This window comes from bacterium, assembly GCA_023150945.1.
Lineage (GTDB): Bacteria > Zhuqueibacterota > Zhuqueibacteria > Zhuqueibacterales > Zhuqueibacteraceae > Coneutiohabitans.
Genome location: JAKLJX010000002.1, coordinates 1 through 12,238, shown reverse-complemented (window position 1 = coordinate 12,238; position 12,238 = coordinate 1). Strand labels below are relative to the sequence as shown.

The window sequence follows — 12,238 nt, the reverse complement described above, 5'->3', positions numbered from 1 at the left end:
GAAAATTGCGGCAATTTAGGGCAATGCCTTCAGAATGTCAAGCCCGCCGGGCCGGGAATTCTCGGAACCCTGGCCGGCCGCTGGGCCTTGTCGGCAGCGAATATCCTCCGGCAGTGATCGCTTTTGGCGGGAGAGGCAAAAGGCAGCGGAAAGGGCAGGCTGAAAATAAAAAGCCCCCAGCTTGCGCCAGGGGCCCGGAGGGAGGAAAAATGAGGTATTAGAGGAAACGATACCCTGTGCCGTGGATCGTTTCGATGTATTGAGACGGATATTTGTATTCACCGAGCTTTTCCCGCAACCGCTTGATGTGCACATCGACGGTGCGGTTGGTAACGTAAACTTTCTTGCCCCAAACCCGTTCGAGAATTTCCTTGCGGCTGAACACGTTGTTGCGCCGCGAGGCCAGCAGGTAAAGCAGCTTGAATTGGATATAGGTCAAATCGATGGGCTTGCCGGCCTTGCGCACGCGATGCTCATCGAGATCGATTTCAATGTCCTTGACGCGAATCTTCTTGGCGTCTGCGCTCGCCAGGCGCCGGGCAATCGCTTTGATGCGCGCCGACAGCTCGCGCGGGCCAAAGGGCTTGGCGATGATGTCATCGGCGCCGCTTTCCAGGGCCTTGACGCGGAGATTTTCATCCTCACTCGAGGTCATCAGGATCAGCGCGGTCTTGCGGGCGGCGATTTCGTCTCGCAACTCCATGCACGCCGACCAGACGCGGTCGCCGAACTCATCCAAGTCAATGATCAAGACCGCCGGTTTGTGGTTGGCGACGATTTCCGCCAGATTGTCCAGATTCGTACTGCTTTGCAGCGAGTATCCTTCGCTCTCCAGAAGGTGTTCAAGTTGAAGTGATGCACTGTCACCGTTGCCGTAGAGTTGCACAATACCCTTATCCATCGACTCCTCCGGGAGGTTCGACATCCTGTACATGGGTGGATTTGCCGTGAGTGCTCGTTGTCGAGAAATAGCTGCAACCGGCTATTTCTGCGGGTTGGAGTAAAACCGAAAAGAATTGGCCTCACACCGAGAGGGTGTCGTGCAGGTTGCATTCGTCTACCAATCCTGTAATTTCCTTAAACCCTGCCTAGGCTGATACAACCTACATCAAAAAAGGATTTGATAGACACTCAGATCATCCCGATGTGAGGCACAAAAGCCGCCTACTTGTACAACCTTGATCCCTTCAATCAAGACATTTTATTCATTAGCAATATGAGTGCCACAACTAATAGTGGCAGAGGAAAAAACAACCCACAAACAAACATTTGCAGCGCAGGCATTTATTTTGAATTACTTAAATCAGAATCACCACCGCTGATGGAATCAGCATTGATCTCAAAACTGCCGGCCTGAAGCTGCTGATTCTTCAGGATAAGCAGTTCCTGGCGTACAATAATCAGCCAGGTGGCGGAAATTGACCGAATTATGTTTCAGAAAACTTAGCAAGGTTACAGTCTTGTCTCACAGTTAAACATTTGGAATTCAATTTCGTGCTAGGCTTTCCGAACTCTCGGGCACGCGGCGGCCGCCCGCGAAAGGCTTGCGCCGAACTGGTTTGGAGTGTACATTGGCCGCTCATGCAGCCTGGCTGGCGCGAGAGGCACAAGGTTGAACCGTATTCCAACTCAAGAGGTGTTGCTTGATTCGGCTGGAGGGTGTTTCCAAAACTTATGGTGAGCAAGGCCGTGAAATCGTCGCGCTACACGAGGTCAATCTAATGATTGCCGCGGGGCAGTTCCTTGCGCTCTACGGCGCCAGCGGCTCCGGCAAGAGCACCCTGTTGAATCTAATCGCCGGAATCGACCGGCCGACGCGCGGCCGCATTCTTTTTGATGGTGTTGATCTAACCACCATGAGTGAAACTGCGCTGACGTTGCTGCGGCGCGAAAAGATCGGATTCGTTTTTCAATTCTTCAATCTGCTGCCAACGCTCACGGTGATTGAAAATGTGCTGCTGCCGGCGCAGCTCCGTGACCAACCGCCGAAAGATCTGCGTGCGCGCGGTCTGGCATTGCTGCAAGCCCTTGGTTTGGGTGATCGCTGCGACGCACTGCCGGATCAACTCTCCGGCGGCCAGCAGCAACGCGTGGCGATTGCGCGTGCGCTGATCAATGACCCCGCTCTCATACTCGCAGATGAACCCACCGGCAATCTTGATTCCGAAACCGGCGGCAAGATTCTTTTGTTGTTGCAGCAACTGGCTGTTGCCCGCGGCAAAACCGTGCTGCTGGTCACCCACAGCCTGGCGGCAGCGCGCTTTGCTGATTCCGCGCTGCAGGTGCGCGATGGCCGAATTTTTCCATTTTCAATCGCCGGCGAGGCGCCATTCTAAGCCGATTGTGCTGGTCAAATAGAGTGTCCCGCGGAACAGGTTTCAACCTCGGCTGCCCCGGGGTTTCCAGAACCTCGAGCCCCGTGGAAACTCTGTGGTTGCTTGTGCGCATCGGCCAAGCCGTTGCAGGATCTCTTTTGTGAAGCGCCCGTCCCCAGAAGCCACCGCCCGGGCGCTTCGTCATGAACAAGAGTGAGTGCTGATCGACGTATGCTTGTTTCGCGTCAAGCGCCCGGGCGGTACTCACCGTGCTCCGGTTTTCAATCCAATTCGAGGCAGGCCTGCTTGTTCAAGCTATTTCGACTTTTCAATTTTCGCCATTTGCGGCGCCGCCCGTTGGAAGCCTTTCTGTCGTTGCTGGGCATTGCGATCGGCGTGGCGGCGATGGCCGGCATTGATCTGGCCAATGACAGCGCGCTGCTGAGCTTTCGCAAGTCAGTCGATGCGATTTCGGGCCGGGCCACGCATCAGATCCTGGGCAGCGCGGCCGGCATCCCGGACAGCATGGCAGCCGAGATCTTGCGCCAGCCGTTGCTGACTGCGACGCCAGTGATCGAATACGTGGCTGCCTGCCGGGAGGCCGGAAACGATGCCCTGCATGTGCTCGGCATCGATCCTTTCACCGACGCGGCATTCCGCGACTATTCCAACCTCTCTGATGCCAGCGCCACGCTGCTCACCGCCGCCAATTTGCAACTCCTGACGCAGCCCGGCGCTGCTCTGATCAGCGAAACCTTTGCGGCCACGCATGGCCTGGTGCTGCCGGACACGCTGCACTTGCTGATCGGCAGTGAATGGCGCGCCGTCTTTGTCATCGGCACTATTGCAAAAGAGATTCTGACGCGCTTGGGATTCGACAATCTGCTCTTGCTGGATCTCAGCAGCGCACAGGAAGTGCTCGGCCGCCTCGGTTACATTGACCGCATCGATTTGATCGCCAGCGCGGCGCGCATTGCCGGCCTACGGGCCGGCTTACCGGAATACCTGCGCCTCGAGCCGCCGGCCGGCCGCAGCCGCCGCGTCGAGGAGATGATCCGCGCCTATCGTCTGAATCTCACCGCGCTCTCCTTTCTCGCCGTGTTCGTCGGCATGTTTCTCATCTACAACACCATGGAATTCGCGGTGCTGCATCGTCGCAAGCAAATTGGCATCCTGCGTTGTTTGGGCGTCACGCCGCGCCAGGTGATTATCAACTCTCTAGTGGAAGCGTTGGTGCTCGGCCTGATCGGCGCCGCGCTCGGCTTGGCGCTCGGCGTCATCCTGGCACACTACGCCACGCAAGCCGTGAGTGCGACGATTTCGGAGCTTTACGTTTTTCTCAAAGTCGAAGGGGTGGCGGTGCGGCCGGCGGTGCTGCTCAAGGCTGCCGGTCTCGGGCTGCTGGCAACGCTGTTCGCCAGCGTTGTTCCCGCGTTGGAGGCGGCCGGCATTTCGGCGGCAGTGGCGGTGCGCCGCTCTTCGCTCGAGCGCCGCGCCCGCACTTTTGCGCCCTGGTTCGCTGCTGCCGGTGTGGCCGCGCTCGGATTGGGCTTGGCGGTCTATTTCAACTCTACCAGTTTTCTCGGTGGCCTGGTGGTGGCTCTTTTTGTGGGACTCGCCGCCATCGGCTTCACGCCCGTGCTCACGCTGTGGCTCACCGCGGCCAGTGCACCCTTGGCGCAGCGGCATGCAGGCCAGCCGGGCTTGCTCGCCACGCGCAGCATTCGCGCGGCGCTGAGCCGCACCGCGGTCGCGATTGCCGCGTTGATGCTCGCGCTTGCAATGGTGCTGGGCATGCGCCTGATGATCACCAGCTTTCGCGCCACCATCAATGATTGGGTGAGCGGCGCCTTGCAAGGAGATGTCTACCTGCGGCCGCTGGGCTTCGGTACGGCGAAATGGAGCGCCACGCTGTCGCCGGACTTTCTGGCGTTTCTGGCCGAGCAGCCCGACGTTGCGGCGATCAGCCGTTACGGCGCCACCGAGTTCCGTTATCGCGGCGAGCCGATCTACCTCGTGGAAGTCAGCCCGGAAGTTTTGCAAACGCGCAGCAATTTCACTTTCACTTCTGGCACGGGTGCACAACACTGGCCCAAGCTGCTTGCCGGCGAAATCATCATCTCTGAGATCTTCAGCCGGCGCTTCGGCAAGGCCGCGAGCGACACTCTGCTCTTGCCGTCGCCGGCCGGGCCGCAACCTTTCACCATCGCAGCCGTCATAATCGACTACTCGTTGGATCAGGGCCAGGTGATGATGTCGCATGACACCTATGCCCGCCATTTCGGGCCGCCGCGCATCACCAACGCCGCGCTGTATTTGGAGACGGGGGTGGAGATCGGCGGCTATGTGAGGGCGCTGCGGCGCGCGGTCGCGGGCAGATTTGAAGTCGAGGTCAATTCCCACCGCGAGCTGCGCGCGGAAGTGCTGCGCATTTTTGATCAGAGTTTTGCCATCACGCAGGTGATGCAGTTGCTGGCGGGTCTGGTCGCGGTGATTGGCATCATCAGCGCGGTAATGTCGCTGCTGGTTGAGCGCACGCGCGAGCTGGGCATTTTGCGCGCGGTGGGCATGACCCTCGCGCAAATGCGGCGCATGGTGTTTTTGGAATCGGGATTGATGGGCGTGTTCGCGGGTTTGATTGCTCTGCCCGCCGGCACCGCCCTGGCGTTGGTGCTGATCTATGTCATCAATCTGCGGACATTCGGCTGGGCCATTCCCTTCCGGATCGAAGCCGTGGCTTATCTGCAAACCTTCTTGATCGCGTTGGGCGCGGCGTTGCTGGCCGCAATCTATCCTATGCAACGGCTGAAGCGGATTCCCATCGCCAGCGCGATTCGGGAGGAATGAAGCCGGCGGTTTCTCCGCAGAGCAGGGCGCAAGCCCGAGCGTTTCACCCGCCTCTCGCTGCCTGACACACACCGGCCTGCCTGCGGTAAACAAAGAACCGCGGGATTTCAGTTTTGCGATTTTGTGTGTATATTGCCCGTCCGCCGGAAACTGCGGTCTTGTGATGAGTGGCTCCTGCATCGGCCTGGCCGTTGCAGCAGAAATCTCAGAGTTTCCACGGTGTACGAAGTTCTGGAAACCTCGGCGCAACCGAGGTTGAAGCCCTTTCGGACGAACCCTGTTGCCGATTCTGGTTCGCTCCGGACAGTTCGATTGCAAAAAAAGGAGAGCATGCGCGACTTTTTCCCAATGATCGTTAGCGCCGTCTTTTTGATATTGGTTTCGCTGGGCAATTACTGGGGCGCACGCCTCGGGCCGCCGGCTTGGCGGCAACATCGCGGTGTCCGAGTCTTCCTCAAAATTCTCCCGATCGGCGGTTTGCTGTGCACCCTCCTGTGGGCCGTGGGCACTGCCACCAACCAAGCGACTGTGCTGGAGCCGGCCGCGGTCGGCGCCGTGTTGGCATGGCTTTTCTCGCTGGCGATTTTGCTGGCTTGGCCGCTCATTATTGCGTGCGACCGATTGGAGCGCTGGTGGCAACACCGGCAGCAACGCGCGCAGGCAGCCGGGGCGCCGGTCGATGCCAGCCGCCGGCGCTTTCTGCTTTCGACCGCGACGGCCTTTCCGGCGCTGCTGATGGCCGCCAGTGCGGGCGGGGTGGCGCAGGCCTTCGCAGAAATTCGCCTGCCCACGCTTGCGCTCAAATTCAAGCGGCTGCCTGCTGGCTTGCACGGTTTGAAGATCATGCATTTCTCCGATTTCCATCTCGGCTACTATTTGCAGCTCGATGAAGTCGAGCGCCTGCTCACGCGCGTTGCCGGCCTCTCGCCCGATTTGATTCTGGTGACGGGCGATCTCGCCGATCGCTTGCGGCTGCTGCCGGATTTGTTGCGCATGCTCGCTGCGCTCAAGCCCGGCCTCGGCGTTTGGGCTTCGCTGGGCAATCATGAATACTATCGCGGCATCAAGACCGTGCGGCAGAGCTTTGGCGCCGGCCCGGTGCCGCTGCTCTGCAATGAAGGCGTTCGCTTGCAACACAACGGCGCGGAGTTGTATCTCGGCGGCGCCGATGATCCGCAACGATTGCTGCGGCGGGACCTGACGCATTTTCTCAAGACCACGGCTGCCGCCGCCATGGCAGAAGCACCGGCTTCTGCCTTCAAAATCTTGATGAGCCACCGGCCCTCGGGTTTCCTGCCAGCCGCGGAGCTCGGTGTTGAGTTGACGCTGGCGGGGCACACGCATGGCGCGCAAATCGGCATGAATGGCCGCAGCTTGTTCGAGGGCTGGGCGCCGGAGAGTTTTTTGTGGGGGCATTATCGCCGCGGCGAGTCGCAGCTTTATACCTCGAGCGGCGCCGGCCACTGGTTCCCGGTGCGGTTGGGATGCCCGCCGGAAGCGCCGCTGATTGTGCTGTTGCCGGAAAACGAAGAAACGCCGGGGCCGGCAACTGCAGAAGTGATGACAAAGTGATATTGCACTTTCACCTTCCGGCTCAGAAGCCGGTGCATAAACAAGGATAAACATGCCAGGAAAGTCGTCGCAAGGAAATTTTGATCGCGAGCTGATCGACGGTCCGATTCTGCGCGCGTTTTGGAGATTGGCGTGGCCGACCGTGCTGCAGAATTTCATCGGCGGCCTGCAAGGCATCATCGATCACGTGATGGTGGGCAGGCTGGTGGGCTACAACGGCAATGCCGCTATTGGCGTGAGCTGGCAGATCTTCCTGGTGGTGGTGGTATTCATCAGCTCCGTCTTCAGCGGCATGGGTGTGTTGGTGGCGCGTTTTGCCGGCGCCGGCGACGCCGCCAAAGTCAACCGGGTGGTCTATCAGGCCTTTCTGACGGCGTTCGCGCTGTCGTGTCTGGTGCTGGCACCGCTCGGCTATTTTTTCACGCCGCATTTGCTGGAGATCGTTCATGCCCAGCCCGGCGTCAAGGCGGAGGCGCTGCCCTACCTGCGCCTGATGTTCGTGTGCAGCATTGGCATGCTCACCTTCTTCATGCTCGGCGGCGCTTTGCGTTCCGCCGGTGACGCCAAAACCCCGATGCGTCTGGGCGTGCTGATGACCGTGCTCAATTTGATTTTCAACTTCACGTTCATTCCCATTCTCGGCACCGCCGGCGCGGCTTTGGGCACGGTGCTGGCCGCGGGCATTGCCTCCGCCGCGGGTGTCTATCTGCTTTTCTCGAAACGGCTGGTGGTGAAGTTTTCCCGCGGCATGAATTGGCGGCCCGATTGGAGCATCATTGCTTCGCTGTTTCGGTTCGGGCTGCCCACCGGCTTTCAGGGCGTGGCCATGAACCTCGCTGGCGTGATGATGCTGCGCTTCATCGGCTCGCTGCCGGAGAGTGCCGCCGCGCACGCGGCCTACGCCATCGGCTACACCGAGCTGTTCTCATTGATCACCTGGACCTCGGTGGGTTTGATGGGCGCGACCGCGGCCCTCACCGGCCAGAATCTCGGCGCCGGCAAGGTCGAACGCGCTCGGCTGGCGGCGCACACCGCCGCGCGTCTCGGGCTGGCGCTGGCGGCAACCGTAGGCGCATTATTCGTCTTTGTTCCCAGCCAGTTGCTGGCCCTGTTCGGCATGCGGGAGGTGGCCGTGGTGCAGATCGGCGTGCAGTTGCTGCACTATCTGAGCATCTCCGGATTGTTCATCACGGTGGCGCTGGCTTATACCGGCGGATTGCAGGGCACGGGCGACACGCGCAGCCCGCTTTACATCACATTAATCTCGCAAATCATGGTGCCGCTCGGATTTTGCGGCTACTTTCAAATGACGCGCGGCTTGCAGGCAAGCGACGTGTGGCTCGCAATTGTTCTGGGCCACCTCACGCGGGCAGCGCTGACGTTTTTGCGCTTTCAACAGGGAAAATGGGTGGCAATCAAAGTCGACATTGAACCGGCGGAAGCATGAGAGGGGAGAAGACGGCGGCAGGTCTACAATGCAAAGGGCGACCCGAGAGTCGCCCTTTGTGTTGAAGCTGGTGGGAATTACAGCTTGAGTTTCGCGATGCTTTCTTTCACGTGACTGGCTGATTCGTGCAGCATCTTGCGCTCCGCTTCATTGAGCTTGAGCTCGAAGATCTTCTCCACGCCGTCCTTGCCGAGCTTGACCGGCACGCCGCAATACACGTTGCTCAGACCATATTCTCCGCCCAACCAGGCGGCGCAGGGCAGCACGCGCTTGGAATCGCGCAGCACCGATTCCGCCATTTCGGCGACCGCCGCCGAGGGCGCGTAGTAGGCGCTGCCTTCTTTCAGGAGCTTCACGATCTCGGCGCCGCCGTTGCGCGTGCGATCGACGATCGCGGTGATGCGCTCCGGGCTCAACAGCTCGGTGAGCGGAATGCCGCCGACGGTGGTCAGCCGCGGCAGGGGCACCATGTCATCGCCGTGGCCGCCGAGCACGAGCGCGCTGATGTCGCGCACGGACACGCCCAGCTCCATCGCAACAAAGGTGCGATAGCGCGCGGTATCGAGCACGCCCGCCATGCCGAACACGCGGTTGGGCTCGAAGCCACTCACTTTCATCGCGACGTAAGTCATGACGTCGAGGGGATTGGTGACCATGATGATCTTGCATTGCGGCGACTGATTGGCGATGCTCTCGGTCACGGTTTTCACGATGCCGGCGTTCTTCTCCTGCAGGTCATCGCGGCTCATGCCGGGCTTGCGCGCCAGGCCGGCGGTGATGACGACCAGGTCGGAGTTCTGAGTGAGCGAATAGTCGTTCGTCGAACCGATGACTTTGCAATCGAATCCCTCGACCGGCGCCGATTCCCACAAATCCAGACCCTTGCCTGCCGGAATGCCTTCGAGAATGTCGATCAACACGACTTCATTGGCCAGACGCTTTTCCGCCAGCCGCAGGGCGGTCGTCGCGCCCACATGTCCTGCTCCCACAACGGTAATCTTCATACGTCCTCCTCTCACTTGGAATCGCAGCACGCAAAAAAAATGAAAAAGGCCAATCGAAGGTTGCCTCGTTGGCCTGTTTGATTTATTCAGCGATCACGCTGACTTTTTTTCGGGTTTTGCCGAGCCGGCTGAATTTGACCTTGCCATTCACCAGCGCGAAGAGGGTGTCATCGCTGCCGAGGCCGACATTGTCGCCGGGATGGATGCGCGTGCCGCGCTGGCGCACCAGAATGTTGCCGGCCAGAACTTTCTCGCCGTCATAGCGTTTCACGCCCAGATATTGCGGGTTGCTGTCGCGGCCGTTGCGCGAGCTGCCCACGCCCTTTTTATGAGCCATATCAATTTACTCCTTGCCATGTTATCCGACGATATTGTCAATCCGAACCACGGTCTTGTGCTGGCGATGACCGTTGAACTTGCGATAGCCTTTGCGTCTTTTCTTCTTGAAGACCAGCACCTTGGCGTCGCGATCTTGGTCGACGATGGTGCCTTCCACTTTGGCGCCCGCGACCAGCGGCTGGCCCACGACCACCTGGCTGCCGTTGTTCACCAGCAGAACGCGGTCAAAGGAGACGCTGGTGCCATATTCGCCGGCCAGCTTCTGCGTGCGAATTTTGGCGTCTTTTTCTACTCGGAATTGCTCGCCTGCAATTTCCACCAGGGCATACATGCCGTGACTCCACAGGTTGTTTTATGTTGATTTTTTTTCAGTTCCGCAGGAAATAAAAAAGCGGTGCGCAATGTAACGAACGCACCGCTTTTTGTCAAGCTCTAATTTCCCTCGATTGGTCCGGAATTGCCCGATTGCTTTTCCGTGCCGGCGGACGGCGGGAGTGGAACCCCGTTGCCGGTCCGCGGCGTGGTGGTTTCCTGCCCGGGCTGGCGCACGTTGTGGCCGGACTAGATCATGATTTCCCGTCCGTCTCGTTTGGAGAGAAACTTGAACTCCTCGAGCCGCAGGGTATCATCCGGCATCACTTGGATTTTCATCCAATACTTCCACATCAGCCGGCGGATCCGGCTGCGAAAGCCGGAGGTCAGGAAGCGCTGCATTTCCGAATGGACGACCAGCACGAGGCTGCGCTCGCTGCCGATGAATTTGTAGCGCATCAGCCAGCGCTCGATGCGGGTCAGCACCGTGGCTTTGGAAATCACGCGTCCCGTGCCCTCGCAGGTCGGGCAGGAGTCCGAGTAGGAGAAGAGCAAGGCGGGTCGCACCCTTTCGCGCGTCATCTCGATCATGCCGAATTCGCTGATCTGGCTGATGTTTGACTGGGCGCGGTCTTTGCGGAGCTCGCGGCGGAATTCGTCGTGCAAGCGGCGTTTGAGGCGGGGGTCGATCATGTCAATGAAGTCGATGACGATGATCCCGCCGATGTCCCGCAGGCGAAGCTGCCGGGCAATTTCACGCGCGGCTTCAAGATTGATCTTGAGCGCGTTTTCATCGTGCCCGGCCCGCCCCATGAACTTGCCGCTGTTGACGTCGATCGCGGTGAGCGCTTCGGCGTGGTCGAACAGGATGTACCCGCCGCTGCGCGTCCAGATTTTGCGCGACAGGCTCTTTTCGATTTCCTGCTCGATGCCGTACGTGTCGAACAGCGGTTTTTTGCCGCGGTACAGCTCGACCTTTTCCACGAATTGGAGGGCCACTTCTTGCAGATAACTGACCGTTTGTTGGTGCAGCCGGCGGGAATCGACCACGACGCGATTGATGTCGGGCGTGAACAGATCACGAATCACGCTCGAGGCCATGGCGAGGTCTTTGTAGACCAGGCAGGGGGGCTTCTCTTTCTTCAGGCGGGCTTCGGTCTTGCGCCACGTCCGCAGAAGATTGTCGAGGTCGGCGCGCAGGCTTTCCTCGTCTTTCTCTTCCGCCACCGTGCGAATGATCAGGCCAAAGCCATTGGGCTTGATCGCCTGGGCGATTTTTTTCAGCCGCCGTTTTTCCTTCAGGTTCATCACCTTCTTGGAGACGCCCACCATGTCGCTGTTCGGTACGATGACCATGTACCGCCCCGCGATGGACAACTCGGTGGTGATGCGGCAGCCCTTCGTGCTGATCGGCTCTTTGATGATCTGCACCAGGATTTCCTGCCCCTCTTTCGGGATGGGCCGGTAATTCTGGTTCGCGCGTTCGGGCGGGTGAACCTCGTCCTGCGATTCCTCCAGATCGAGAAAAGCATGATAATCGCTCAGCGTTTCTCCGATGTCGCTGAAATGCAGGAAGGCGTCTTGCTCGAGGCCGATGTCTACAAACGCGGCTCTCATCCCCTTGACGACATTGACCACCCTGCCCAGATAGATGTCGCCCACCATGCGCTCATTTTCCGGCCGTTCGGTCAGTAGCTCCACCAATTTTCCGTCTTCAAGGATTGCGATCCTTGTTTCGCCAACCGAGGAGTTGATGAAAATCTCTTTTCTCATATCACTCCTTGAAGTTTGGTGGGAGTTTTGCCCGCGGCGGCTCGTCCGCACGAGCGTGTTGCTTGGAGCTGAACTCATATTCTCCCATTGATAGTAAGAGGTTCATCTTTGACGGATCGTTACCTGGCAGAGTGAAGAAGGTTGCGCCAGGTAAAGACTGCAGACAGCTCAATCTCGCCTGCACACTTCCGCATGGAAGGTCTCCTCCGGGGCGGCGCAGGGATCGAGCTGATGCAGGGTTGGCCGTGTTGGCTTCTACCGATTGTCAAAGAACAGTTAAAAAGAAGGGATAGTCGCCTATCCCTTTCACAACTTGGATCTATCGAAACCGATGTACCATTCTTGCAAAGGCACGCAAACCACATCGCCAACTGAACTTGGCCGGCTTCGTCATGGCAGCCGGGCTGCCGGCATTCCCGGTTCCGCTGGCTTCTATCTTCATAGAATCAAATCGTTAGGCGGGCGAATAATACAGAAATTAATGAGAGAATGCAAGGTCTTTTTCTGACCATGACTTTACCCGCATTGGCTCATAAATATTGTTACCGAAGGTTTTTTGAAATGGCGTCGTTGCCTCATAATATGTGTTACCCAATCGTGGAGCCATACTATGAGCAAGAAGTCAATTC

9 protein-coding genes are annotated in these 12,238 nt (G+C 58.8%); 4 read left to right on the top strand and 5 right to left on the bottom strand.

What is annotated here, in order from left to right; all coding sequences use genetic code 11:
• Positions 1 to 217: 217 nt before the first annotated feature.
• A complete protein-coding gene (locus L6R21_03400; GenBank protein MCK6558221.1) occupies positions 218 to 901 on the bottom strand; it encodes a response regulator transcription factor in 684 nt (227 codons plus the stop codon).
• Positions 902 to 1,643: 742 nt separating this feature from the next.
• On the opposite strand from L6R21_03400, the gene L6R21_03395 reads away from it, so the two are divergent.
• The 4 genes from L6R21_03395 to L6R21_03380 all read left to right on the top strand — a co-directional run bounded on the left by L6R21_03395 (position 1,644) and on the right by L6R21_03380 (position 8,181).
• Positions 1,644 to 2,336: an ABC transporter ATP-binding protein gene (locus L6R21_03395; GenBank protein MCK6558220.1), complete on the top strand. Its 693-nt coding sequence runs from the start codon at positions 1,644 to 1,646 to the stop codon at positions 2,334 to 2,336.
• A gap of 285 nt (positions 2,337 to 2,621) precedes the next feature.
• Complete coding sequence (locus L6R21_03390) at positions 2,622 to 5,162, top strand: FtsX-like permease family protein (protein MCK6558219.1); 2,541 nt, start codon at positions 2,622 to 2,624, stop codon at positions 5,160 to 5,162.
• A 330-nt stretch (positions 5,163 to 5,492) separates the two neighbouring features.
• Positions 5,493 to 6,734 carry a metallophosphoesterase gene (locus tag L6R21_03385; protein ID MCK6558218.1) on the top strand — a complete coding sequence of 414 codons (1,242 nt, stop codon included), beginning with the start codon at positions 5,493 to 5,495 and terminating at the stop codon, positions 6,732 to 6,734.
• Between the two features lie 52 nt (positions 6,735 to 6,786).
• Positions 6,787 to 8,181, top strand: coding sequence for an MATE family efflux transporter (locus L6R21_03380; protein MCK6558217.1), 1,395 nt, complete (start codon positions 6,787 to 6,789; stop codon positions 8,179 to 8,181).
• Positions 8,182 to 8,258: 77 nt separating this feature from the next.
• Here L6R21_03380 and mdh read toward each other — a convergent pair whose 3' ends face one another.
• The 4 genes from mdh to L6R21_03360 form a co-directional block, all read right to left on the bottom strand.
• The gene (gene mdh, locus L6R21_03375; protein ID MCK6558216.1) at positions 8,259 to 9,185 is read right to left on the bottom strand and encodes a malate dehydrogenase; all 927 of its coding nucleotides are present in this window, start codon (positions 9,183 to 9,185) and stop codon (positions 8,259 to 8,261) included.
• An 82-nt stretch (positions 9,186 to 9,267) separates the two neighbouring features.
• The gene (gene rpmA / locus L6R21_03370; protein ID MCK6558215.1) at positions 9,268 to 9,522 is read right to left on the bottom strand and encodes a 50S ribosomal protein L27; all 255 of its coding nucleotides are present in this window, start codon (positions 9,520 to 9,522) and stop codon (positions 9,268 to 9,270) included.
• 21 nt (positions 9,523 to 9,543) lie between these two features.
• Positions 9,544 to 9,855, bottom strand: a complete 312-nt coding sequence (gene rplU / locus L6R21_03365) for a 50S ribosomal protein L21 (protein MCK6558214.1) — start codon at positions 9,853 to 9,855, stop codon at positions 9,544 to 9,546.
• Between the two features lie 230 nt (positions 9,856 to 10,085).
• On the bottom strand, positions 10,086 to 11,609 hold the full coding sequence (locus tag L6R21_03360; protein ID MCK6558213.1) for an Rne/Rng family ribonuclease: 1,524 nt from the start codon (positions 11,607 to 11,609) through the stop codon (positions 10,086 to 10,088).
• Positions 11,610 to 12,238 lie beyond the last annotated feature (629 nt).